Source organism: Arthrobacter sp. NA-172, assembly GCF_043952055.1.
GTDB lineage: Bacteria > Actinomycetota > Actinomycetes > Actinomycetales > Micrococcaceae > Arthrobacter.
This window is the reverse complement of sequence record NZ_JBINOT010000001.1, coordinates 1,771,066-1,795,918: the sequence shown is the minus strand read 5'-3', so window position 1 is coordinate 1,795,918 and position 24,853 is coordinate 1,771,066. Positions and strand designations below refer to the sequence as shown.

19 protein-coding genes and 1 pseudogene are annotated in these 24,853 nt (G+C 63.7%); 10 read left to right on the top strand and 10 right to left on the bottom strand.

Annotated features, from left to right (window positions below; genetic code table 11):
- Positions 1-11 precede the first annotated feature (11 nt).
- A complete protein-coding gene (locus ACF0H6_RS08890) occupies positions 12-1,823 on the top strand; it encodes a glycoside hydrolase family 15 protein (protein WP_395249915.1) in 1,812 nt (603 codons plus the stop codon).
- A gap of 6 nt (positions 1,824-1,829) precedes the next feature.
- On the opposite strand, the gene ACF0H6_RS08885 is transcribed toward ACF0H6_RS08890, so the two are convergent.
- Positions 1,830-4,436 carry a bifunctional lysylphosphatidylglycerol flippase/synthetase MprF gene (locus ACF0H6_RS08885; protein ID WP_395249277.1) on the bottom strand — a complete coding sequence of 869 codons (2,607 nt, stop codon included), beginning with the start codon at positions 4,434-4,436 and terminating at the stop codon, positions 1,830-1,832.
- Between the two features lie 223 nt (positions 4,437-4,659).
- On the opposite strand from ACF0H6_RS08885, the gene ACF0H6_RS08880 reads away from it, so the two are divergent.
- Genes ACF0H6_RS08880 through ACF0H6_RS08870 form a run of 3 tightly spaced genes read left to right on the top strand, consistent with a single transcriptional unit; the run spans position 4,660 to position 6,736 of the window.
- Positions 4,660-5,508, top strand: coding sequence for an SGNH/GDSL hydrolase family protein (locus ACF0H6_RS08880; RefSeq protein WP_395249276.1), 849 nt, complete (start codon positions 4,660-4,662; stop codon positions 5,506-5,508).
- Positions 5,509-5,560: 52 nt separating this feature from the next.
- Positions 5,561-6,433 carry an NAD-dependent epimerase/dehydratase family protein gene (locus ACF0H6_RS08875; RefSeq protein WP_395249275.1) on the top strand — a complete coding sequence of 291 codons (873 nt, stop codon included), beginning with the start codon at positions 5,561-5,563 and terminating at the stop codon, positions 6,431-6,433.
- 60 nt (positions 6,434-6,493) lie between these two features.
- Positions 6,494-6,736 carry a hypothetical protein gene (locus ACF0H6_RS08870; RefSeq protein WP_395249274.1) on the top strand — a complete coding sequence of 81 codons (243 nt, stop codon included), beginning with the start codon at positions 6,494-6,496 and terminating at the stop codon, positions 6,734-6,736.
- Between the two features lie 17 nt (positions 6,737-6,753).
- Here the strand turns inward: ACF0H6_RS08870 and ACF0H6_RS08865 are convergent, their stop codons facing one another.
- The 5 genes from ACF0H6_RS08865 to ACF0H6_RS08845 form a co-directional block, all read right to left on the bottom strand.
- On the bottom strand, positions 6,754-7,986 hold the full coding sequence (locus tag ACF0H6_RS08865; RefSeq protein WP_395249273.1) for a serine hydrolase domain-containing protein: 1,233 nt from the start codon (positions 7,984-7,986) through the stop codon (positions 6,754-6,756).
- 196 nt (positions 7,987-8,182) lie between these two features.
- A complete protein-coding gene (locus ACF0H6_RS08860; RefSeq protein ID WP_395249914.1) occupies positions 8,183-8,995 on the bottom strand; it encodes a bifunctional allantoicase/(S)-ureidoglycine aminohydrolase in 813 nt (270 codons plus the stop codon).
- 10 nt (positions 8,996-9,005) lie between these two features.
- Positions 9,006-10,274 (bottom strand): DUF6986 family protein, encoded by a 1,269-nt coding sequence (locus ACF0H6_RS08855; RefSeq protein WP_395249272.1) that lies wholly within the window; start codon positions 10,272-10,274, stop codon positions 9,006-9,008.
- 2 nt (positions 10,275-10,276) lie between these two features.
- Complete coding sequence (gene aceB / locus ACF0H6_RS08850; RefSeq protein ID WP_395249271.1) at positions 10,277-11,872, bottom strand: malate synthase A; 1,596 nt, start codon at positions 11,870-11,872, stop codon at positions 10,277-10,279.
- 13 nt (positions 11,873-11,885) lie between these two features.
- Positions 11,886-13,319: an NAD-dependent malic enzyme gene (locus tag ACF0H6_RS08845; protein ID WP_395249270.1), complete on the bottom strand. Its 1,434-nt coding sequence runs from the start codon at positions 13,317-13,319 to the stop codon at positions 11,886-11,888.
- 220 nt (positions 13,320-13,539) lie between these two features.
- On the opposite strand from ACF0H6_RS08845, the gene ACF0H6_RS08840 reads away from it, so the two are divergent.
- On the top strand, positions 13,540-14,295 hold the full coding sequence (locus tag ACF0H6_RS08840; protein ID WP_395249269.1) for an IclR family transcriptional regulator: 756 nt from the start codon (positions 13,540-13,542) through the stop codon (positions 14,293-14,295).
- Between the two features lie 139 nt (positions 14,296-14,434).
- Here ACF0H6_RS08840 and ACF0H6_RS08835 read toward each other — a convergent pair whose 3' ends face one another.
- Positions 14,435-15,934: a nucleobase:cation symporter-2 family protein gene (locus tag ACF0H6_RS08835; RefSeq protein WP_395249268.1), complete on the bottom strand. Its 1,500-nt coding sequence runs from the start codon at positions 15,932-15,934 to the stop codon at positions 14,435-14,437.
- Between the two features lie 155 nt (positions 15,935-16,089).
- Positions 16,090-17,005: pseudogene (pucL, locus tag ACF0H6_RS08830) on the bottom strand (factor-independent urate hydroxylase).
- 424 nt (positions 17,006-17,429) lie between these two features.
- Between pucL and ACF0H6_RS08825 the strand changes: the two are divergent.
- Positions 17,430-17,606: a hypothetical protein gene (locus tag ACF0H6_RS08825; protein WP_184741964.1), complete on the top strand. Its 177-nt coding sequence runs from the start codon at positions 17,430-17,432 to the stop codon at positions 17,604-17,606.
- A 146-nt stretch (positions 17,607-17,752) separates the two neighbouring features.
- On the opposite strand, the gene ACF0H6_RS08820 is transcribed toward ACF0H6_RS08825, so the two are convergent.
- Positions 17,753-18,511, bottom strand: coding sequence for a DUF2510 domain-containing protein (locus tag ACF0H6_RS08820; protein ID WP_395249267.1), 759 nt, complete (start codon positions 18,509-18,511; stop codon positions 17,753-17,755).
- 41 nt (positions 18,512-18,552) lie between these two features.
- Complete coding sequence (locus ACF0H6_RS08815; protein ID WP_395249266.1) at positions 18,553-19,923, bottom strand: 8-oxoguanine deaminase; 1,371 nt, start codon at positions 19,921-19,923, stop codon at positions 18,553-18,555.
- Positions 19,924-20,302: 379 nt separating this feature from the next.
- Here ACF0H6_RS08815 and ACF0H6_RS08810 point away from each other — a divergent pair, with 379 nt between their 5' ends.
- From ACF0H6_RS08810 to ACF0H6_RS08795, 4 genes are all read left to right on the top strand, one after another.
- Positions 20,303-20,797, top strand: coding sequence for a nucleoside deaminase (locus ACF0H6_RS08810; RefSeq protein WP_395249265.1), 495 nt, complete (start codon positions 20,303-20,305; stop codon positions 20,795-20,797).
- A gap of 6 nt (positions 20,798-20,803) precedes the next feature.
- The gene (locus ACF0H6_RS08805; RefSeq protein WP_395249264.1) at positions 20,804-22,399 is read left to right on the top strand and encodes an NCS2 family permease; all 1,596 of its coding nucleotides are present in this window, start codon (positions 20,804-20,806) and stop codon (positions 22,397-22,399) included.
- A gap of 303 nt (positions 22,400-22,702) precedes the next feature.
- Positions 22,703-23,908: an XdhC family protein gene (locus tag ACF0H6_RS08800; RefSeq protein WP_395249263.1), complete on the top strand. Its 1,206-nt coding sequence runs from the start codon at positions 22,703-22,705 to the stop codon at positions 23,906-23,908.
- Positions 23,899-24,852: an FAD binding domain-containing protein gene (locus ACF0H6_RS08795; protein WP_395249262.1), complete on the top strand. Its 954-nt coding sequence runs from the start codon at positions 23,899-23,901 to the stop codon at positions 24,850-24,852. The genes ACF0H6_RS08800 and ACF0H6_RS08795 overlap by 10 nt, the downstream gene beginning before the upstream one ends.
- The last annotated feature ends 1 nt before the right edge of the window (position 24,853 follow it).

Genomic DNA, 24,853 nt, shown 5'->3' with positions numbered 1-24,853 from the left:
AAGACTATGCGATGATCGGGGACCTGCATACAGCAGCCCTGGTCAGCACCGCGGGTTCGATTGATTGGCTCTGTCTTCCACGTTTCGATTCGCCCGCCTGCTTCGCTGCTCTCCTGGATTCTCCCAGGGCGGGGCGCTGGCTCCTGGCCCCCGAATCCGGGGGGATTTGCACGCGCCGCCAGTACCGGGAGGGGACGCTCATCCTGGAAACGGAGTGGGAAACCGAGGAAGGGCATGTGCGGGTCATCGATTTCATGCCGCCGCGTGATGAAGTCGCGGATATCGTCCGGGTGGTTCAGGGAATCCGCGGCACGGTCAAGATGCGTGGAGAGCTGGTCCTGAGGTTCGACTACGGGCAGGTGGTGCCATGGGTACGCCGCGACAGGCACGGCGTCCGCGCGGTTGCCGGCCCGGACTCTGTGTACCTCAAGACCACGGCGCCTGTGAAAGGCGAGGATTTCAAGACCGTCAGCGAGTTTACGGTGAACGCGGGCGACCACGTCCCGTTCGTCCTGACCTGGGCACCCAGCCACGAACGGCGTCCACGAACGGTCGAGGCGGATATCGCTTTGGAGGACACTGAAGCCTTCTGGACGGAATGGTCGAAGCGGTGCACCGTACGGGGGCGATACCGAAGCACCGTTCTGCGTTCCCTGATCACCCTCAAAGCACTTACCTATGCGCCCACTGGAGGCATCGTCGCCGCTGCCACCACCTCGCTTCCCGAGCAGATCGGCGGGCCGCGGAACTGGGACTACCGCTATTGCTGGCTGCGTGATGCCACGTTGACTCTCCAAGCTTTTCTGGCGGCCGGCTACACCGAAGAAGCCACCGCATGGCGGGACTGGCTGCTGCGCGCGGTGGCCGGTGACCCTGCCGACCTCCAGATCATGTACAGCTTGCACGGCCACCGGAGACTGCCGGAGACAGAATTGACCTGGCTCACGGGCTATCAAGGTTCGACGCCGGTGCGCATCGGGAATGCGGCGGCCGCGCAGCTCCAACTGGACGTGTGGGGAGAAGTCCTGGACTGCTTGTCCCTGACCCGGGCATCATTGATGGCCCACGGCGATGAATCATGGGACCTCCAGTTGGCGTTGATGCGGCATCTGGAGAGTTCTTGGGACCAGCCCGACAACGGGCTGTGGGAAGTGCGTGGTCCCAGGCGGCATTTTGTGCATTCGAAAGTGATGGCCTGGGTCGCCGCGGACCGGATGGTGAAGGGAGCCCGCGAGTCCGGCCTGCCCGGTCCGGTAGAGCAGTGGGAGGCCTTAAGGGACACCATCCACAACGAAATCATGACCCGCGGATTCGACGCCGAACGCAACACCTTCGTCCAGTCCTACGGGAGCAAGGAACTGGACGCGAGCCTTCTCCTGATTCCCAAGGTCGGCTTCCTGCCCCCCGACGATCCGCGCGTGATCGGCACCATTGACGCCATCCAGCGCGAGCTGACCGAGGACGGCTTTGTGCTGCGCTACCGGCCGGAAGACAGCGACGACGGCCTGCCGGGCCGTGAGGGAGTCTTTCTTGCGTGCTCCTTCTGGATGGTCGACGCCCTGCTGGGCGCCGGACGCCGAGCGGAGGCCACCGAGCTCTTCGAACGCCTTGTTGGCTTGAGCAATGATGTTGGACTGCTGAGCGAAGAGTGGGATCCGCGGGCGGGCCGCCAGCTGGGTAACATGCCGCAGGCCTTCAGCCATTTCGGCTTGGTGCTCAGCGCCTTGCAACTGCACCATGGCAAAGCGCATCGCAGCAATGCCCCGATCGGTGAGGCTCCGCCGTCGGACTCCTCGGTAATGTCATCAGAGGTGACCGCCTAAGGTTCGTCAGGGGCGCCGAGCTGGCTCGTCGGACCGTTTGGACCGGCGGAAGATCCGGCCCGCAAGGGCAAGTCCCGCTCCGAGGTTGAGCATCGGCAGGTAGGCCCGCGCGACGGCGGTTCCCACGGCTGGCAGGGAAGCGGCGTCGGGGTAGAGCATGTAGAGCGGTTCGTATCGCGGCCGGAATTTTGCTTTGAACGCCAGGAGGGACCTGAACCCGTATACCGGTTCCAAGGTTGCCCCCAGCCAATCGAGCAGCCGGTCAAGGTTCCCGGGAGGCCGGGATCGTGCTCTGGGCCGTGGCATCTCCTCAGGATCTTCGGCGATCCGGGCGAGCGGCGCTCCGGAGAGGCTGATGAATTCGCATCCCTCATCCTTGAGGCTGAGCGCCGCCGAAGCGAGGAGGAATTCGATGCTCGCGCGGAAGCCGTTGCTGCGCCGCCGCATGAAATCCAGGGTCCAGCCGACGATATGTCCGTTGCGGTACACGGGCAACCAGGACGTGACAGCGTGGACCGTGTGGCGCCGGTCGATCGCAAGGAGGCAGCGCACGTCGGGGTCGTCGAGTTCGTCCAGGCTGCCCAGGGTGAAGCCCATCTCGGGCATGTTCTTGTCGGCTACCCATTCTTCGGAGATCTCCTCGATCTGGACCAACACGGAGAACGGAGCCTTGGCGTAACTCGTCCATTCGTAGCGGATACCCGCCTTCGCGGCGTTGTTCAGCGCGGTGCGGATGTCCTGGAATTTCTTTCCTTTGAAGGAGACCGAGTGCAATGGCAGGACTGTTTCCTGGGCTACTTGGGCAGAACTCCAGCCGAAGGAGTCCGCGTGGTCCCGCAAATCCTGGGGAACAGAGTAGAAACAGGGTGTCCACCCATTGCCCCTGCAATAGTCGGCAAATTCCTCGAAGACAGCGTTCATCTCGGCTTTGGGTCCCACCGGGCCACCGAGGGTGAGCGCAACCCCCGTGTTGACCCGGTACGCGACAAACGACCTTCCTGAAGCCGAGAACCAGTACATATTTCCCGGCCAGGTGGTCATCCAGGACAGCGAGCTGCCTTCCGACGTCTTGATGACCTTGCGGGCACGCTCCGTACTGGCATCGTGCCGGCTGTGGGCCTGGTGAAGGAAAGTCCTGAATATCAGGAAACCCGTGATCGCCCAAAACACGACGCCGACCCCCTCGTAAACCAGAACAGCAGCCGTGCTCTCAGGGAAGAAGGCGGGGGGCGCGTCCAGCACGAAGCCCAACGGAAGGAAACGGTCAGGGACATCCGCCAGCAGTTCCGGCAAGCCTGGAGCAGGAGAGAAGCCCTGGGCGAGGAAGAACCCCGCGGTGACGTAGACAACGCTGAGAACACCGGCGATGAGAAGAATCCGCACAACAAGGCGCCTGTAGGTTCCATCCGGCGCCTTGACATGGAACAGCTTCCGGGTGGAGAGCAGGACGATGGTCAGTGCGACAGGCAGAAGAAGCGGGATGGCGAGGGTGAACGGCTGCGAGGAGGCGGATCCTTCGATCGCGGCGATTCCTTCGCTTGCCCCGGTGCCCGAGCCCGTCAGCTGCAGGACTCCAGCAAGGGCAATGCCGGCCAGGACGGAAAGGCCCACTTGGATGACCACTGTGCATACCCAGGCGAAGCGCCGTCCACGGCGAAGGCCATCGGCGAGCAAAAGGAGGAGGAACGACGGCAGTATGGCCATGAAGATTCCGCCTGCTCCGGCACGCAACTGGAGTTGGGCGACAGCACAGTCCTTCGCCTGGGATGGATCCGAGCAGAGGGCCTGGAGCGTTTGAGCATCAATGGGCTGGATGTTGGTAAACAGGAAGCGCAGGATGGACAACGGTCCCACGGCATGGGGGATGAGGCCGGCCACCACGGGGCCGATCGCCGAGGCAGCAATGAGCAGGGAGAGCAGCACGCGGCCTTCGTGCCGGGAACTGACGGGGCGCCCGAAACGTGGCCGTCGGCCCATCAGCAAAGGCCCGAGCACCGTGCCCACTCCCGCGGCGCCCAGCCTCACCAGGTCCGCAAAGCCTCCGCTGTAGAGGGCAAGGAGCAGCAACAACGCGAAGCCTGCAAGGCGGGTGCGGCGCCTCCACAGGGTTGGCATGGACGCGGTCCCCGCCATGGCCGTGCCGATGATGAAGGCACTCGGACCCATGAAAAGGTGGCTGCCGATCTCCGCAATCCAGCTCCCCAGCAAGCCCTGTGCGGCGGCCAGGAATCCAAGGGAAACGCCAACGCCCAGAATCTGGCTGGACACGGCAGCGATGGCGAACGCACGCCGTCCCATGCGCCGTTCCAGAGGCACGCCGAGCAGCAATACCAAGACAGTTCCCAGCACATAGTCCGGCAGGTCCCTGGCCCACAGAGCCGAGGCCCCGATGGCCCACCAATGATCCGGGACGGAATGGGGCGTTGCTGCAACGCTGAGTCGCAATTGAGCGTCCGGTCCGGCCGAAAGGCTCGAGGTCAGCGCACCCAGGCCCCAGAAAAGGACCACAAAGCCAAGGGTGAGTTGTGCTGAGCGCAGTCTTTCGGCCCACGACCGCCGGGATCGAGGGTCGGGGACGGGCAGTGTTCCCGGCTCGGGTGCCGGCAGGTGCACGGTGTTCCTTTCAAGGTGCCAGAAGGACTGGGCACGCAATGGAATTCTTCCACACCGGACGCCCGCCGAAGGTAGTTCCCACGTCGCCGTGACCTTCCCTCTCCTGATCCAATAGACTCCGACGTAGGCACGCTGTCCAGATCAATCCGTCGCCGGGAGAACTGGCCACTGGCAGCGCCTTTTCCACGTTCACTATCAAAGAAAGCAAGCTCGGGACAGGACGATGCACAAACCTCGCATATTCGGCTTCGCGGCCTCCTTGATCGCCGCAGGCATAGTCCTCGCGGGCTGCGGCCTGGCACCCACCGGGCAAACTCCGTCCGACGACGGGAGCCGGTCGGTGGCGCCGGCCGCGCCCTCCGGGAGCCCGCAGGCCGCAGGCCAAAGTGCCAAGAAGCCTGAGTCCGGGCAGGATCCGTCAAAGCTTCCCGTTGGTTCCCTGTACAAGAACCCAAGCAACAACCGGAACGAAATCATCCTCGCCGATGTCCGGCACACCGCTGTCCTCATTGGCGACTCCCAGTCCCAGCCCGAGGGATCGTGGCCCCGGACTGCCCTCGGCTCGATCGGTTACAAGGTGTACACCGTAGGCCGTGGTGGAACGGGGTTCGTTGCTGCCACGAGTACCACTGGCAACTACATCGACGCACTTCAGCGCGGAGACTGGGTCCTGCCCTACGGCGCACCTCCGCTGATCGTGCTCCAAGGCGGAGGCAACGACGCATCCCACAACGCGAGTGATGAGCAAATCACTGTCAACGCCGACAGGCTCATCGCGGCCGTCAGGAAACGGTATCCCTTAGCGAAGATCGTGATGATTGGAACTCTCGCCAGAGGCGCCGCCGCTGGCGGGGGCCGCCGGACGCAGGTTGACACGCTGCTCGGCACCATCGCGGCCAAGGCCGGAGCGCCGTTCTTCAGCGTTGGCGATTGGATCAGCAGATATCACGTTGAAAGTGACCTCGTGGATGGGGTGCACCTGAACGCTGCCGGGCATGCCAAGCTCGGGGGTGTCCTGGCCGCGGACATGGCCGCAGCCGGACTTCGTCTGCCGGCAAACCCTGCCAGTTGACGGGGCACAACACCCTTTTCGCCTCACCGAGACCCATCCAGAGGAGTGCTTCATGAGAATTGCAGTGACCGGAGGAAGCGGGAAACTGGGCCGGAGCGTGGTCCGGAGGCTGAGGGCTGATGGTCATGAGCTCATGAACCTGGACAGGGCAGACGGGAGGGAACGCGGAACTGTCACGGTGGACCTTCGCAACTACGGGCAGGTCCTGGACGTGCTCCTTGGCCTGGATGACCGCCACGATGGTTTCGACGCGATCGTCCACCTCGGCGCCATCCCGGCTCCGGGACTGCTTCCGGACGCTGCAACGTTCGAGAACAACATGCTTTCGAGCTACAACGTCTTCCAAGCGTCGAGGCGGGCCGGGATCAAGAAGATCGTGTACGCCTCCAGCGAGACAGTGCTGGGACTGCCATTCGACATCGATCCTCCCTACATTCCCGTGGATGAGGAATACCCGGCACGGCCGGAAAGCACCTATTCCCTGGTGAAGCATCTCGAAGAACAAATGGCCATCGAACTCACCCGCTGGGATCCCCAGTTGAGCGTTGTGGCGTTGCGGTTCTCCAACGTCATGGATCCCGAAGACTACGAAGCCTTCCCGTCCTTTGACGCTGATGCCAAACTCCGCAAATGGAACCTCTGGGCGTATATCGATGGGCGCGACGGCGCACAAGCCGTGGCACGGGCTTTGGAAAACGGCCAGCCCGGCTTCGAAACGTTCATCATCGCGGCTGCCGACTCGGTCATGGGCCGATCAAGCGCCAGCCTCGCCGCCGAGGTCTTCCCGGGGGTCAACGTGACCAAGGATCTGGGCGAGCACGAAACCATGCTGTCCATCGACAAGGCCAAGCGCCTTCTGGGCTTCTCGCCGGAGCACAGCTGGCGGGACTACCACTCGAACCGCACCACTCCCACCGAGGACTGATACCGGACTCTTCCGGCCGCAGGTCTGGCAGAACTCCGCCCACAAGGGAACAATTGATTCATGGTTAGCTATTCAGCCCTTGAAGAAGCGTCCAGCAAGAATCCGCATGACTGGGGCCGGGCGATGGCAACGGCGATGACAAAGCTCCTGGATGCGGCTCGCATTGATGGACGGCATTTTGAACACGAGTTCCTCTACGGTGAGGAACTGAGCTTGAGGATCGACGAGAACAACGGCGGAGCCACGGTCAAGCTCACGTGGACGCCCACGGACCAGGAGCCCGCACAGGGGGAGCCTGACTGATTCCTGAGTTCGGGTACTCAGCACAGCCCGTTCATGGTGGTGATGGCCAGATCCCGGAGATGCTCGAACTCCGGCTGACCGTTGCCGTCCATGGATTCGATGTGCCTGTTCGTATCGGATGGATAGGCGAGGCTCATGGCTATTTGGCGGGTCCCGTCGGTGGTTGTCAGCGCAATGGTGGCAAACCAAGTGCTGCCACCGTGGCCGTAATAGAAACCGTTGGTGCATTCGTCATTCCAGCGTTGCAGGCCGAGTCCGTAGTTCAGCTGCCAAATGGTCTGCATTTCCCCGAGTGTGCCCGCAGCGAAGAGCCGGCCCTGCATGAGTCCCGCATAGAACGTGTTGATGTCGCCCACTGTGGAGATGACCCCCTCGGCCGGGGAACCGACCAGGTACTCGGGCTGCGAGGCGTTGATGCGCTCGCCGTCGATGAATTCGTAGCTCTGGATCATGTCACGCGCATCCCGGTCCGGACCTGCCAGTGAAGTGTGGCTCATTCCAAGGGGGACAAAGATGTCTGAATTCAGGATTTCGCCGATCGGACGGCCGCGGAGTTTCTCCAGCATCCCGGCCAGGGCGTAGTAGCTGGCGTCGGAATAGCGGAACGGCTGGAAGTTTGCGTGTTCCCACGGCACGGTTCCGGCCATCCGGAGGTAGTCCTCGGTGCTGAACCCTGTGTCGATGGCCTGCTTGGGAGTCATGGCCTGCAGGATGGCTTCCGGTGCATCAGGCAGGCCGGAACTGTGGTTCAGCAGGGAACGGACTGTAATAGGGCCCGGGGGATGGACCAGTTTTTCGAACTCCGGGAAGTAGTCCGTGACGGAGTCGTCAAGGCCAAGCTTGCCTTCCTGCACCAGCTTGAGCACCGAGACCGCCACCATGGATTGGGTGATGCCGCCTGCCTGGATCCGGTCAGTCACGGCAACCGGCTCTCCGGTCTCTACATCCAGGGTTCCGTAGGCTTGGGACCACTCGCGTCCCCGGACTTTGATCTGGACCACTACGGCCGGCGCGCCCCGGCTGAGCATTTCATGCGCGAAGTAATCCACAGCGGCAGATTCAGGGAATGCCGCTTGTGATGCGGGAGAAGAGCTGGCGAGGGATTCGGGTGTAAGGGGGTAGGTGCACCCCCCACAGGCCAAGGTCAGGGCAATACTTGCAGCTACCAGGCGTCCCGCCACCGAAGGATGGGGTTTCGTGTGGGGTACCAGGGAAGCCCGAAATACCCGGTATGCCCGCGCAGCCTGCATGACTGCCTCCTGAAGCAACGCTCAGGGCAACGGCCGGGCGCCCTTGCCCCCGTAGTTTCGATCGTCCTCTTCGGGGGCCCGGGGGTCAACGCCGCAAACGTAGGTGCGCCCCAGACCCAACTCACTCGCAGTTAATGTCGTTATGAGCGCTCATAACGACATCAACTGCGGGGGTCAGTTGGGGAGGACGGAAGGACTAGGTCAGCTTGATCTGGCGGTTGACGTCCTTGTACAGCAGGTAACGGAACGGTCCTGGGCCGCCGGCGTAGCAGGCCTGCGGGCAGAACGCACGCAGCCACATGAAGTCGCCTGCCTCCACCTCGACCCAGTCGTTGTTGAGCAGGTACATGCCCTTACCCTCCAGAACGTACAGGCCGTGCTCCATGACATGGGTCTCCGGGAAGGGGATCACTCCGCCAGGCTGGAACGTCACGATGTTCACGTGCATATCGTGCGCCAGGTCATTCGGGTCCGCGAAGCGCGTGGTGGCCCAGACGCCGTTGACGTCCGGCATGACCCCGGCTTCGACCTCGGCGTCGCTCGTGACGAAGGACTTGGCCTCGTAGCCTTCGAGCCGCTCGTAGGCCTTGCGGATCCAGTGGAAGGAGACGATGTCCTCCGAAACGTTTTCAACGCCCCAGTTGGAACCGGCGGCCAGGTAGGCGTAGCCACCTTCCTCAAGCTGGTGCAGTTCGCCGTCAAGGGTCAGGTTGACCTTGCCCTTGGTGACGAAGATGACGCCTTCGACGCCGGCCTCGAACTCGGCCTTGGGAGCGCCGCCACCCGGGCCGATCTCTACGATCAGCTGGGAGAACGTGGTGGCGAAGCCGGAGATCGGGCGGGCAATGATCCAGGAACGCGTGTTGGCGAAGCCGGGCAGGTTGCTGGTCACAATATCGGTCAGAACGCCCTTGGGGATGACCGTGTAGGCCTCGGTGACGATTGCGCGTTCCGTGGTGAGGTGCGTCTGCGGCGGCAGCCCGCCCTGGGGATAGTAGTACTTGCCCATCATTGGATCCTTACTTGGAGGTGGTGTGTGCGAGCCGGGGATGCGCCAGTGCAGTCAGCCGGGGGAGCTCGACGCCGGCACGCGCCAGGACTTCTTCGGAACCTACCGCTCCGCACTGAACGCCGCGCAGGACGAAGGCCGCCAAGGCGCGGGCGGTGGCGGGTTCGTCCATGACGCCGCCCTCGGTGCGCTCCACGTAGTTGCGGAGGCGGGCCGCGGCGGCCGGCAGGCCCTCGCGGTAGAAGGCATACGTTGCCGCGAAACGGCTGGGCAGTTGGGCGGCGTGCAGGTCCCAGCCCTGGTAGTAGCCGCGTTCGAGGGAGCGGCGGACCAAACGGCCGTGCAGCTTCCACGCATTTTCAACGTTGTCGCCCACCGGGATGATGTTGGTGGAACCGTCGGAGAGGCGGATACCCGTTCCCGCAACGGCCAGCTGCATGACTTCCTTGGCGAAATCCGCCACTGGGTGCTCCATGGACTGGTACTCCGCCGAGATCTGAAGCGAAGCGGAGTAGTCGTAGGTGCCGTAGTGAAGTGCGCTGATCCGGCCCGGAACTGCATGCGGCAGCTGTGCCACGGGCGAGGTCCCCTCGGGGCCTAGGATGAGCTGCGGTGTTTCCACCTGAACCTCAAAACGCAGTCGCCCGGCTGGAAGGGAGTGGACCTCTTCCAAACGGGAGACGGCGAAGTCCATTGCCTTCACCTGGGCCACCGTGGTGACCTTCGGCAGTGTCAGGATGAGTCCCTCGGGCAGCTCTCCGGCCGAAGCCAAAGTGGAAACGAACAAATCAAGCGTACGGAGGCCACGTGCCCGGGTGGGGGCCTCGAAGCACTTGAACCTGATGCCGATGAAGGGCGGCGCCGAACCCGCGGCAACGGCTTCGCTGACAGCCTGGGCCGCCGCGACCGCTGCTACGTCTTCTGCCTCGTCGCCGCGGTCTCCGTAGCCGTCCTCGAAGTCGAGGCGCAGGTCCTCGATCGGTTCGCTACGCAGCTTGGCCGCCACACGGGTGGCGACGGCGGCAGCCAGTTCGGGCTCCTGGCCCAGCAGCGCGCCGAGCCTTTCGAGACCGCCGTGGGCCTCCGCCGTCGTGATTGCCTGGGCGCCCCATTCAGCGGAGAACGACGGCGTAAAACGGTCCGCCGGGACGTACACGGTGTGCACGGGCTGGCGGGTGCCGTCGTCGCCGGGGTAGTTGCGCTCCAGAAGCCGGTCGGTGTCGGCGAGCTGGGAGTCGATCGCGGCGAGATCCGCCGGAGTCAAAGAGGAAGCGGCCATTCCTACACCAGCTCATAGGCGGGAGTGGTCAGGAAGTCCGTGTAGTCCTCGGAGAGACAGATGTCCGCGATCAGGCGGCTGGCCGGCTCATAGAACTTCTCGAAGGTTTCGGCATCCACTTCGCTGCGGAGGCGTTCGGTTTCTTCGCCGAGGATCCGGGTGACCAGTTCGCGGGTGACAGTGTTGCCGGTGTCGGCCAGGACGGATTTGTTGCGGATCTGCTGCCAAACCTGCGAGCGGGAGATCTCCGCCGTCGCGGCATCTTCCATGAGGTTGTGGATCGCGACCGCGCCGCTGCCCGAGAGCCACACGGCCGTGTACGCAACGGCGACGTAGAGGTTCAGGCGCAGGCCGGCCTCGGTCACGTGGCCACCGGCGGAGGAGATGTCCAGCAGCTGCTCAGCGGTCACGGAGACCTCCGGTCGCTGCTTGTCGAGCTGGTTTGGTTTGTCGCCCAGGACCGAGTCGAATACTTCTCGGCACGTGGAGACGAGGTCCGGGTGGGCCACCCATGAACCGTCGAAACCGTCGTTGGCCTCGCGGGTCTTGTCCGCGCGGACCTTCTCGAAGGCCTGGGCCGTGACTTCGGGTTCGCGGCGATTCGGGATAACGGCGGCCATACCGCCCATGGCGAAGGCGCCGCGCTGGTGGCAGGTCTTGACTAGCAGCTCGGTGTAGGCGCGCATGAACGGAGCGGTCATCACGACGGACGCGCGGTCCGGGAGGATGAAGGACTCGCCGGCGTCGCGGAAGTACTTCACGATGCTGAACAAGTAGTCCCAACGGCCGGCGTTGAGGCCGGAGGCGTGGTCACGCAGTTCGTAGAGGAATTCGTCCATTTCGAACGCGGCTGGGATGGTCTCAATCAGCATGGTGGCGCGGATGCTGCCCTGCGGGATGCCGAGGAACTCCTGGGCGTAGACGAAGACATCGTTCCAGAGGCGCGCCTCGAGGTGGCTTTCCATCTTGGGCAGGTAGTAGTACGGGCCCTGGCCGTTGAGCAGGAGTTGCTTGGCGACGTGGAAGAAGTGCAGGCCGAAGTCCACCAGCGCGCCCACCGTCGGTTCGCCGTCGAGCAGCAGGTGCCGCTCCTCCATGTGCCAGCCGCGGGGGCGGGCGACGACGACGGCGAGCGGTGCGTCCGTGCGGAGCCGGTATTCCTTGCCTTCGGGGGAGGTGTAGCTCAGGGTGCCCTGGGCAGCGTCGCGGAGGTTGAGGATGGCGTCGATGACGTTTGCCCAGGTGGGTGTGCTGGCGTCTTCGAGGTCCGCGAGCCATACCTTGGCGCCGGAGTTCAAGGCGTTGATGGCCATCTTGGCGGGGGAAGCGGGGCCGGTCATCTCCACCCGGCGGTCCTGCAGGGCCGCGGGTGCCTCAGCGACCTTCCAGTCGCCGTCGCGGATGTGCTGGGTTTCGGGCAGGAAGTCGAGCCGGCCGGTGCGGGCCACTTCTTCGCGCTTGGCGACCCGGGCCGCGAGGAGCTCAGTGCGGGTGCCTGCGAACCGCTTGTGCAGTTCTTCCACGAAGGCCAGTGCCTTGGGAGTCAGGATCTCCTCGGCGCGTTCGATCGGCTGGGGGTCTGTGACTGTGAGAGCCATGGGTGGTCCTTTCCTAGAGAGCGCTAGCGGACTGCGCAGCCGCAGAAGAGCGCGCAGCGGACGCTGCGTTGACCGCGGCCTGTGCTACCGCGCTGGCCACGTCGGCGGCAACGTGCGGATCGAAGACGCTGGGGATAATGTAGCTCGCATTCAGTTCATCATCTGCAACCCGGTTGGCGATAGCCTCCGCCGCGGCCACGAGCATTTCCGGGATGATGTCCGATGCTCCGGCGTCGAGCAGTCCGCGGAAGAAGCCCGGGAAGGCCAGCACGTTGTTGATCTGGTTGGGGAAGTCGCTACGGCCGGTGGCGACGACGGCGGCGTGCTTGGACGCGATGACCGGGTCGATTTCCGGGGTGGGGTTGGCCATGGCGAAGACGATCGCGTTCTCGGCCATGGAAGCCACCTGCTCTTCGCCGATCACGTGGGGAGCGCTGACGCCGATAAACACGTCCGCACCCTTGAGCGCTTCGTGCAGGGTGCCCGAGAATCCGGCCTCGTTGGTGTTCGCGGCAATCCAGGCGCGGTGTTCGTCGTCGTAATCCGCGCCCGAGTGGATGGCACCGGAACGGCCGGCCGCGACGATGTGCTGCGCGCCCTGGGCCTTGAGGAGCTGGATGATGGCGGAGCCCGCAGCGCCCACGCCGGAGACGACGATCTTGACCTCGGAGAGCTTCTTGTCCACCACGCGCAGTGCGTTGACGAGGGCCGCGAGGGTGACAATCGCGGTGCCGTGCTGGTCGTCATGGAAGACCGGGATGTCCAGCTCGTCACGCAGGCGCTTCTCGATCTCGAAGCAGCGCGGAGCCGCGATGTCTTCGAGGTTGACGCCACCGTAGACCGGGGCCAGCGCCTTGACGATCATGATGATTTCCTCGGTGTCCTGGGTGTCCAGGCAGACCGGCCAGGCGTCAACGTTGGCGAACTGCTTGAACAGCGCGGCCTTGCCTTCCATGACGGGCAGGGCGGCGGCGGGACCGATGTTCCCGAGGCCCAGGACTGCGGAACCGTCCGTGACCACCGCGATCGTGTTGCGCTTGACGGTCAGGTTGCGCGCTGCGGCAGGGTCTTCCGCGATGGCGAGGCAGACGCGTGCGACGCCGGGGGTGTAGGCGCGCGAGAGGTCGTCGCGGTTGCGCAGGGCTACCTTGGGGACCACCTCGAGCTTGCCGCCCAGGTGCATGAGGAAGGTGCGGTCCGAGACGTGCTGGACCGTGACGCCGTCGAGCGCGTTGAGGGCGTCCTTGACGCGGTTGGCGTGCTCTTCATCCGTGGTGTTGCAGGTGACGTCGACAACCAGGGTGTCGTGGTGGGACTCAGTCACATCCAGTGCGGTGACGGCTGCGCCGGCGGCGGCGACAGCAGCTGCCAGCTCACTGGTGGCAGTGAAGCTCGACGGCGCGGCGACGCGCAGGGTGATCGAATTTCCGGGGCTCGGGTTCGCCATTGAATTTCCTCCTCGTGCAGGCCCGCGGGTGGGCCTCGCTCAAACCGAATGTTTTCGTATTATGGATATTATTATCTACAAAGTGGAAACACAAGCCCCGGTTGTTAGGAGCGGTTGGTTCAAGCGCGGCGGCTTCAGGTGCTGTATCTTGAAGATCTAAGCAATTCTTTTCACGATGTGGATAAGAGTTGTCGGATTCCGAGCCATAGGAGACAACGGAATGGCTGAAAAGCCCTCGGGAGGCGTGCAGTCCGTCGAGCGCGTCTTCGAACTGCTGGAACTCATCACTGACGCCGGCGGAGACGTCACTTTGAGCGAGCTGTCGTCGTCGACGGACCTGCCGCTGCCCACTATCCACCGCCTGCTGCGCACCTTGGTGTACCTCGGCTACATCCGGCAACTCCCCAATCGCCGCTACGCGCTGGGCCCCCGGCTCATCCGGCTCGGCGAAGGCGCGAACAAGCAACTCGGAGCCCTGGCCCGTCCCCAGTTGAAATCGCTGGTTGACAGGCTCGGCGAGACGTCCAACATGGCAGTCCTGGATTCCGACATGGTCATCTACGTTGCCCAGGTTCCGTCCCTGCACTCCATGCGCATGTTCACCGAGGTGGGGCGCCGCGCGCATATGCATGACACAGGCGTGGGAAAGGCCATCCTGGCCCAGCTGGATGACGAAGTGGTCCGCGGCATCGTTGCCCGCACCGGCATGCCCACGCCCACGGCAAAGAGCATCGGCGACATCGAATCCCTGCTTTTGGACCTCAAAAACATCCGCGAACGTGGCTACTCGATTGACGAGGAAGAGCAGGAAATCGGCGTTCGTTGTTTCGCGATGGCCGTTCCCAACGCTCCCACCCCGACCGCCATCTCCGTCTCCGGGCCCGTGTCCCGCGTGGATCAGCACTTTGCCGACCGCGCCGTCCCGCTCCTGCGGGAAGCCGCCCAGGCCATCTCGGCCGAGCTCAACCAAAACTAGCCTCTCCCCTTTCTCCCGAGTTTGTGTACAGCTCGTGTCCCTTAAGACGTTCTTAAGGGACACGAGCTGTACACAAACTCCCGGACGCGAAATGCCGCCCGACACATGTGTCGGGCGGCATTCACGTTTCATAGGACCGTCAGTGCTCGGCGACGGTATTCGACTTGAGCGGGACTTCCTTGCCGTCTGCGTCGATGAGTTTGCCGTCTTCGAAACGGTCGCCATTCGCGAGGCAGGCGACGTCCGCTTCGTTGACCACGCGGCCCGTACCCGCCACGAATACCGATTGGTTGTCCGAGTTGCCGGCCTTGAAGTGGTTGAAGAGCACGTTCAACAGGATCGCCATCAGGGCGGCCGAGCTGATCCCCGAGTGGAAGATCGTGGAGAACCAGGACGGGAATTGGTCGTAGAACTTCGGCGCGGCAATCGGAATCATGCCGAAGCCGATTGAGGCCGCCACGATGATCAGGTTCATGTTGTTCCGGTACTCCACCTTGGAAAGCGTCCGGATGCCGCTCGCGGCCACCGTTCCGAAGAGTACGACGCCGGCGCCGCCCAGGACGGGCGTCGGAACCGCGGCGACAACTCGGCCAAGGACCGGCAGGATGCCAAGGACCACCAAGATGACTCCGCCCGCGCTGACCACGAAGCGGCTCTTGATGCCGGTGATGGCCACGAGGCCGACGTTCTGCGCGAAGGCGCTCTGGGTGAAGGAGTTGAAGAGCGGCGAGACGGCGCTTGAGAGCATGTCCGCACGCAGGCCGTTGCCGATGCGCTTGGAGTCAACCTTGGTGCCTACAATCTCGCCGACGGCGATGATGTCCGCCGAGGTCTCGGTCAGGGTCACCAGGATGACAATGAGCATCGAAACGATTGCTGCGAGATTGAACGTGGGCGGCCCGAACGCGAACGGCGTGGGGAAGGCAATCAGGGGGCCCTGGCCCACCTTGGAGAAATCGGCCATTCCCGTGACCAGCGCGATCACTGTGCCGATGACCATGGCAAGCAGGATGGACAGGCGCGAGATAGCCGCGTTCCCCACCTTGCTCAGCAGCAGGACAATGCCCATGGTGGCGGCGGCGAGACCGATATTCGCCACGCTGCCGTAATTGGGCGCAGCGCTATTGCCGCCCATGGCCCAGTTGGCTGCGACGGGCATGAGGGTCAGCCCGATGGTGGTGATCACAGTTCCCGTGACAACAGGTGGGAAGAACTTGATGATCTTGGAGAAGAGCGGCGTGATCGCCAGTCCTATCAGGGACGCCACGATGACCGAGCCGAACACCGCCTGGATCCCGCCGCCGCCGTTGACGATTGCCACCATGGTGGAAACGCCGGCGAAGGATACGCCTTGGACCAGCGGCAGTTGCGATCCGAAGAACGGGATGCCGATGGTCTGCAGAATCGTGGCGAGGCCACCGACAAACAAGCAGGCCGCGATCAGGAGACCGATGTCCTGCGAGGACATGCCCGCGGCAGCTCCAATGATGAGCGGCGGGGCGATGATTCCCCCGTACATGGTCAAGACGTGCTGGAAGCCGTAGGCGAACGTGCTCCCGATCGAGAGGCGTTTGTCCTCGGGCCTTGTATGGGCGGTGTCCGCGGTATTCGCGGGACGGGTTTTCTTCTTGGTGTTCATGGCAGACTTTCTTGGTTCATGGCAGACGTCTTTGTCTGGCTAACAATGTCTGGCTAACAAAGTGGGTTTTTGGGGTCGGGTTTGTGTACAGATCATGACCCTTAAGACGAGTCAAATGGGGCATGATCTGTACACAAACTCGAGGGGAGTGCGGTTTAGCAGAAACCGGCGATGCCGCTCCAGGCGATGGCGGCCGGGGTGGTGTTGTCGCGCTGCACGGTGGCTTCGATCAAGCCGTACGGGCGGTCGGCGGCGAAGAAGACCTCGTTGGGGTTGTCGAGGCCGAACGGGCTGAGGTCCACCAGGAAGTGGTGCTTGTTGGGCATGGAGAACTTGATCTCGTCCACTTCGCTGTGCGCCTCGAGGACCTTTTTGCCCATGTCGAACAAGGTCTGCTGCAGGGCGTGGGAGTAGTTCTCCGTGAAGCCCTCCAGGAGCAAAGCCTTGATGTCCTCGTAGCTCTTGTTGAAATCGGTGCCGGCAAAGTCAAGGCCGGTGCTGTAGCGCCAGCGGGCCGAGACGTCGGTGGCGAGAATGCGGTCCGTTGTCTCGGGCAGCGTGGTGTACCGGTCGCGGGGGTAGCCCACAAAGCCGGATTCGGTGGTCTTGAGGACGGTCAGGTCCTTGAGGCCGGAGATGACGTGCGTGGTGTTGCCATCGCGGACGACGACGGCGGTGCGGACTTCCTGCCCCTTGCGGACAAAGCTGTGGTCATGTTCGGAGCCGTGTGCCTGGATGCGATCCCAGGTGTAGGACTCGGCTTCCCAGCGTCCGCCCGTGACCCACTCGAAGCTTGAGGTGAAGTGCTCGCTCAAGCGCAGAAGGAAGGCTTCAGGGGAGCCGATGCCATCGCGTGCAAAGGCGTAAACGGTGTTTTTCTGGGTGTCCGTGGCGACGACGTGTGCGTTGTCGCCCTGGAGGTGCGCAGGCCTGGAAGTCGCCGCGCAACTGCGAGGTGACGTTCAGGTCTTCGATCTGGTGGCGGTCGGTATCGCGGGTGACTTTGACGACGCGGACTTCTGCCTTGCCGTACTGGTTGTCGCCGAGGACGATGTTGTTGCTCATGGTCATATCCCAACTTCTTTGAGGTGGAACTCTTAAGGTCCACCAATGAAATTAAGCGCGTGTTTCAAACGCGTTTCTGGTGGAGCCGACCCCAACAAAAAAGAGCCGGCATCCATTGATGCCAGCTCATTACGACCCTGCCTGCTGCTCCCAGGTTACGTGACCTGCGCCACGAATTGAAGAAAGCGTAGCCTACGTTTGCCAGTGGTGTACATCACCTCCGGAGAATCGTTACCTACTTTTCGATTGTGACCGGCGCCGGCCGACGGCGGGAGTGCGGTCCCGCGGGCGCCCCTTGACGCGATTCCCCAGCCACTCTAGTATTTTCCGTATAACAATAAATGTTTTCCAAGATGTGGAAACTTCGGAAACCCCACGAGGGCTGGAGCGCATCCAACGGAGAACTTGAGCGCATGAAATAGGAGGACAGATGGACTCGCAGGATAAGAACAAAGTCGTGGAATTCCCGGCGCCCGGCCAGGAGCTGTACCTGCCATTCGGCGCCACGGATCCTGACTTCTACATTCCGGCCGACTGTGACCGCACGCCCGGGACGTTCTCCCGTTGGTTGCGTGCCCTTCCGGTATTCGGCCGGCAGCGTTCCTAGGGCTCCTGCCCTGGGGATGAGGGACTCTGCGCAACAGAGCCAAAAGGCGGGCGGCACTGAACCCCTCCCTACGGGGTGTGCCGCCCGCCGAACTCTTTTCTGGTGAAAACGTGCCACCTCGAATCGCGCGAGGCTCTACATCGGTATTACATCGGTATGGCTTTGGCAACGCTCGAAGCGATGATGCCCACTTTGATGCCCACGAGGATGACGGTCAACGCGATTACCCCGATCAGCGCCCAAATCGGCGCGAGTCCGCGCTCGCGAGCCACCTTGTGGACTATGACTGAGCGGCCCACCACATAAACTGCGCCGCCAAGGAATGCCCATGCCCAGTGGAACGGCCGGACCACCCCGTCCCTCTGCAGCTTCTGCCAGTCCAGGTAGGCCAAGAGGACGGTGACACCGTAAATGAGCCAACCAGTGGTGACAAGCAGGAAGTACGGGGCGGTGAGCGAGCTGGGATCGAGGACAGGCACGCGCCTCGCGCCCGAGTACCGCACGTGGAAGACAGGGTTCCAGATCAGCAGCATGATCAGCGTGATCACTGGCAAGAGGGTGACGAGCCAGATGAACGGGTTGTAGACCGGGGTCTGCCGGTTGATTTCCGGACGCCTGATTTCCGGACGCGCAGTGGGCTGTCCTGGCCGTGCAAATTGCCCGTACTGACCCTGCGCACCGTACTGACCCTGCGCGCCGTACTGACCCTGCGCGCCGTACTGACCCTGCGCGCCGTACTGACCCTGCGCGCCGTACTGACCCTGCCCCGCAGCTCCCGGTTGGGCCGGCGGTGTCCACGCGGTTCCAGTCCATGCGTTGCCGTCCCACCACCGCAACTGCCCGGAACCTGACGGATCGGGATACCAGCCTGGCGGAATCGGAGTGCTGTGCTGGGGGACGGTCATGATATGCCTCCTGAATCTACGAGCTAATCGAGAGGCTACTCCTAACCCCTGATGATTTTCTGTGCGGCGGCTGAGTGTTTGGCAATAAGTTCCGGTACGTCCAAGCCCGGGATCTGGCCGTCCACCACGCGCCACCTACCACCCACCATGACGCGGTCGGCGCGATCCGCGGCGCAGAGCAACAGGGCCGCAATGGGGTCATGGCTGCCGGAGAAACGCAGCTCGTCGAGCTTGAACATGGCAAGGTCGGCCTGCATCCCGGGAGCGATCTGGCCGATGTCGGAGCGGCCCAATACCGCTGCGGACCCGCGCGTCGCCCATCCCAGTGCGCGCTCCACGGGGACGTCGGCGCCATAGCGCAGCCGCTGCAGGTACAACGCCTGCCGCGCCTCAAGGATCATGTTGGAGGCATCGTTCGACGCCGATCCGTCCACTCCCAGCCCCACCGGAACTCCGGCGGCCTCGAGTTCCAGGACCCGCGCGGTGCCGGACGCAAGCCGCATGTTCGACGTCGGGCAGTGCGCGACGGCGGTGCCCGCGGCACCCAGCCGGGCGATCTCGTCGTCGTCGAAATGGATGCCGTGGCCCAGCCAAGTGCGCTTGCCGAGCCAGCCGACGCTGTCCAGGTAGTCCACTGTGCGCAAGCCGAACATCTCGCGGCAGAAATCTTCCTCGTCGATGGTTTCCGCGAGGTGGGTGTGAAGCCGGACGTCCAGCCGTTCGGCCATGGCGGCGCTCTCGGCCATGATTTCCTTGGTGACCGAGAATGGCGAGCAGGGGGCCAACGCGATCTGGATGACGGCGCCGTCGCCGCGCTCGTGGTACTTGCCGATCAGCCGTTCACTGTCTGCGAGGATGACCTCCGGGCGCTGCACGGTGGACCGTGGCGGTAGGCCGCCGTCGTCCTCTCCCAGGGTCATGGAACCCCGGGTGAGGGTGGCGCGCATGCCGAGTTCACGCACGACGCCGACCTCGACGTCGATCGCGTCCTCGAGCCCGGCGGGGAAGAGGTAGTGGTGGTCGGCCGCCGTGGTGCAGCCGGAGAGCAGGAGTTCCGCGAGCGCCACCTTGACCGCGAGTTCCAGGCTGTCCGGGGTCAACCGCGCCCACACCGGATACAGGTTCTGTAGCCATGGGAACAGGGGAGCGTTGGCCACCGGACCCCAGGCACGCGTGAGCGTTTGGTAGAAGTGGTGGTGCGTGTTGATGAGCCCGGGCATCAGGACGTGGCTGCCGGCGTCGTAGATTTCATCGCAGGGTGCAGAAGGTTGGGCGCCCGAGGGAATGAGTTCGGAGATCTTACCCTCGCTAATCACGATGCCGCCGCCGACGTCGAGCCCATTGGCGGTGAACACGGCGAGGGGATTCTTGATCCAAAGCCTGGACGGTGAGGGGTTTGCTGCAGGGGACATGGAAATCCTTGTCTGGTCGGCGTAGTTGCGTTCCAGCTCAGTTAGCCCTGTCTGCTGATCCAGGATGCCGGCTTGAACCATCCTGCCGGTGACACCCAGCGTAGGACCGGCCCTGAACTGCGTCAATGTGACCGGGGCTGGACGCCCGTTCTAGCCGCTAATTTCACATGTTGAAAACTTTTTTCCAGAAACTATGGCGCCGCTCACATCCCCGATGCTAATCTCATTTTGCCAAAGGCGGGCACCCGGACTCCGGGGAAGCTATCTACCAGGCGCAACCTTCAAAAGCACATGCTGAAGCCTGGTAATCGCAGCACTCGTCTGTTTTGTTCAGATGCCTCCCTGGTTACAGGCTTCCTCAGCACTAAGGAAGTCGCACATGAGTACCACCGTCACGGCCGAACAGTTCTTGGCCACCTCCATTGAGCTGGCAACAGCCAATGTCCTCAACAGCGGCGGGCCGTTCGGCGCCGTCATTGTCACCGCGGATGGCCGCGCCTTCGAAGGCGTCAACCGGGTCACCGCCACCAACGACCCCACGGCACACGCCGAGGTCACCGCCATCCGCAACGCCTGCCGCGAGTTGGGCACCTTCGATCTCAGCGGAGCAACCCTCTACACGAGCTGCGAGCCATGCCCCATGTGCCTGGCTTCGGCTCTCTGGGCCCGCGTCGGCAGCGTGGTCTTCGCAGCAGACCGGCACGACGCCGCCTCCGTGGGCTTCGACGACGCCGTCTTCTACGAATACTTCGAGAACGAGGACCGGGACAAGCTCATGCCGGTCGCCAAGCTGGAACTGGGCGATCCCCAGGCCCGGCCATCCTGGCACCGTTCAACACATGGAACACGCTTGACTCCAGGAATTGACTACTAGGGCCCGGTGGCTGAAATGACAATCCTGGACCCCGCAGAAATGCAAACGGCCGCTGAAAAGCAGGCTGCGCTCTCCGGCACAAACCAGACGAGCGCAGGGCAGACAGCGGCACGCGAAAAGCACACGGCAACCGGCCTGGCGCGACGCAGCAACAGCCCCGAGTCCCCGGAGCCGAACTCCTTCCTGGACCGTTTCTTCCAGATCACCAAGCGTGGCTCCACGCTGGCCCGCGAATTCCGCGGCGGCATCGTCACGTTCTTCACGATGGCTTACATCGTCATCCTCAACCCCCTGATCCTGGGCGGATTCTCTGCCCAGAACGCTCCTACGGACGTGGCAGGCGGCTGGCTGTCGGCAGCGCAGGTGGGGGCCGTGACGGGCCTGACCGCCGGTGTCATGACGGTACTCTTCGGCCTTATCGCGAACCTGCCGTTCGGGCTCGCTGCCGGCCTGGGAATCAACTCGTTCCTGGCCGTCGCCGTGATCCACGAGGTCACGTGGCCAGAAGCCATGGGCCTGGTAGTCATCAACGGCATCCTGATTGTCCTGTTCGGCGTCACAGGCGCCCGGACTGCGATCTTCAAGGCCGTCCCCAAGGAACTCAAGGCCGCCATCACCGTTGGCATCGGCCTGTTCATCGCCTTTATCGGCTTCGTCGACTCCGGTTTCGTCCGCGCCACGAAAGGCGGACCCCCGGTACAACTCGGCACGGATGGTTCCATCACGTCCATCCCCACCCTCGTTTTCATTGTCGGTCTGCTGGTCATGGGAATCCTCGTGGCCCGTAAGATCCAAGGTGGCCTCCTGATCGGAATCGTCGCCACCACAATCCTCGCCGCCGTCGTCGAGGCCGTCATGCACATCGGATCTGGCAGCGCCGCCAATCCCGGTGGCTGGCACCTCAACACCCCGGTCCTGTCCGGCCAGCTGGTTTCCGCACCGGACTTCAGCTTGGTGGGCCACTTCGACCTCTTCGGTTCGTTCTCGAGAATCGGTGGCCTGGCCGCCACGATGCTGGTGTTCACCTTGGTGTTCACCAACTTCTTCGACGCCATGGGCACCATGACCGGCCTCGCCAAGAGCGCCGGCGTGGCCCACAAGGACGGCACGTTCCCCAAGCTGAAGTCGGCGTTCATCGTCGAAGGCCTGGGCGCTGTAGCCGGCGGCGCGACGTCGGGCTCGTCCAACACCGTGTACATCGACTCCGCAGCCGGCATTGGCGAAGGTGCCCGCACCGGCCTCGCTTCGGTGGTCACCGGACTGCTCTTCCTGGGCTCGATGTTCCTGACCCCGCTCACCAGCGTTGTTCCGCTCGAGGTCGCAGCTGCGGCCCTGGTGGTGGTGGGCGCCATGATGATGGCACAGGTCCGCGAGATCAAGTTCTCCAAGTTCTCCGTGGCCCTGCCGGCCTTCCTCACGATCGTCACCATGCCGTTGACCTACTCGATCGCCAACGGCATCGGCGTCGGATTCATCTCCTGGACGGTCATCAGTGCGGCATCAGGGAAGAGCAAGAAGGTCCATCCGCTCATGTGGGTGGTGACCGCGGGCTTCCTGATCTACTTCGCCCGCGGGCCGATCAGCGCACTCTTGGGATCATGACCTAGCGTAGCCGGCCAATAAGACGGCGGTCCGGCCGCATGTCACCGCAATGAATAGGCGTCCGCCTCCGTCCTCCCTTCGCATAGCCGGGACGACGACGCCGGCGGGCGGCGGTGAAGTGCGGCCGCTCCGCTAAGGACCGGGGTGGGCTGAGAGTCCCGCCCCGGTCCTCTTTAAGCAACGGGCGATGACCGAATCACCGAAGCTTCCCTCAACACACGCAAGGAATGAGAATATGAGGCAAGATCGCACACTGCCCCGGGAAGGTCTCCGGTCCGGGACCTCGGCAAAGGAAGTGTCGCCATGCTGGATTTGATGCCATCGCTGGGAGCTTGGCGGCCCGCGGTCTCTGGCCAGCGCTGCGCCGTGGCCACTATCGTGGCCGCCGGCGGCTCGGTTCCCCGGCCTCTCGGCACGTCCATGGTGGTCTCCGAACAGGGCGACGTCCTCGGCAGCCTCTCCGGAGGCTGCGTGGAAGGTGCGGTAGTGCAAGCGGCGCTCGAGGTAATGCGCGACGGCGGCAGCCGCCTTGAGTCGTTCGGCTACAGCGCCGAGGACGCGTTCGCCGTCGGGCTCACCTGCGGTGGCGAGCTGGAAGTCCACATCCAACCATTCCAATCGACCAGTACCGCCGGCCTCGACTTGGCATTGTTGAACACAGTGGGCAGCCTTCCGTCTTCCATGGCACTTCTCCGCAGGCTCGACGCCGCGGGAGGCGCCATGGTGGTCCCCGATCCTGCTGGTTTTTCCGTGCTGGATTCGCCGGAACTTTTAGGCCTTCTGGGTGGGGATGCAGCCGTGATCCGTGCGGCCGCAGCGCAGGTTGAACCTCTCTTGCGCGGTGGCCGTACCGGACTGGTGCGTCTGGCGGCGGTCGAAGGCTGCTCCACGCCCGGACCCGAACCGATCACCCTCTTCGTGGAAAGCCGTTTGCCCGCAGCCCGCATGCTCATCTTTGGTGCCAATGATTTCGGGGCAGCATTGCTCCCGGCAGGAAAACTACTCGGCTACGACGTCACCCTGTGCGATGCCCGGCCCGCGTTTTCGAGCCAGGGCCGGTTCCTCGCTGCCGACCAGACTGTCACCGACTGGCCGCACCGCTATCTTGCCGCCGAAGCAGCCGCCGGCCGGATCGATTCCCGCGCCGTGGTGTGCGTGTTGACCCACGATCCCAAGTTCGACATTCCCCTGCTGGAAACTGCTCTCTCTTTGGATCTCGCCTATGTGGGCGCCATGGGTTCACGGCGAAGCCACCGGCAGCGGATCGATGGACTGCTTGAAGGCGGCACGCCGGCCGAGGCCCTCGAACGGCTTCATTCGCCCATCGGGCTGGACCTTGGTGCGATCACACCTGCAGAAGTGGCCGTCTCCATCACGGCCGAGATCCTCGCCACCCGCGCCTCCCATGGTGGTCCCGGCGTCGCTTCGCTCAAGGACGGAACCGGCCCCATCCACCGCGCGGACCCACGCAGCAACAACGAAACACCCCAGGAGAACCCATGGACATGAACACCATCGAGTCCGTGGTGGTCACCACGGATCCAGCCGAGTGGCGTCAGGGCGATGCCTGGCTGGCTGGCGGGACGGTCTTGTTCTCCTACGGGAGCCCCGTGTCCACCGAAGAACCATTGAAGCGGTTGCTCGATCTTGGCTACGCAGGGTGGCCGGCCGTGACAGTGAGCGACGCCGGGATTGAACTTGCCGCTACTTGCACTGTTGCCGAGCTTTATGCGCTCCCGGTTTCGGATGCCATCGCGGGACGGGCATGGCCAGCGCTGGACATGTTCCGCCCGTGCTGCGACTCGTTCGTGGCGTCCTTCAAGATTTGGAACATGTCCACTGTTGGCGGCAATATCTGCACCTCGCTCCCGGCCGGGCCCATGATTTCGCTCTGCGCCGGCTTGGATGCCACGGCCACCCTTCTCGCTCCGGGAGGCGGCAGCCGCACGGTTCCGGTGGCCGAGTTCATCACCGGGGACGGGAAAAACTGCCTGGCACCCGGCGAGCTTCTCCGCGGCATCCAGCTGCCGGCGTCGTCGTTGGCCGCGAAAGTCGCCTTCCGCCGCCTCTCGCTCAGCAACCTCGGGCGATCCGGCGCACTGCTGATCGGAAGACTCGACGCCGACGGCAGTTTCGTCCTCACCGTCACCGCTGCCACCAAGAGGCCGGTACAACTGCGGTTCGCCGCCGCGGAGTTGCCCGACGCCGATCAGCTGGCTGCCGCCGTCGGGCGTTCGATCCCCACGGAGTTGTACCACGACGATATCCACGGGCTCCCCGAATGGCGCCGGGACATGACTTTCCGCCTTGCCGAGGAGATTCGCGCGGAGCTGCTCCAAGCTTCTGGGCTCGGCGGGCCACTCACGGTGTCCGGCGATTTCTGGCCACCGCATGCAACCTCGGCGCAACCGTCGGCGCAACCAACCGCGCAAGCTAAAGAGAAGGAGGCCTGAG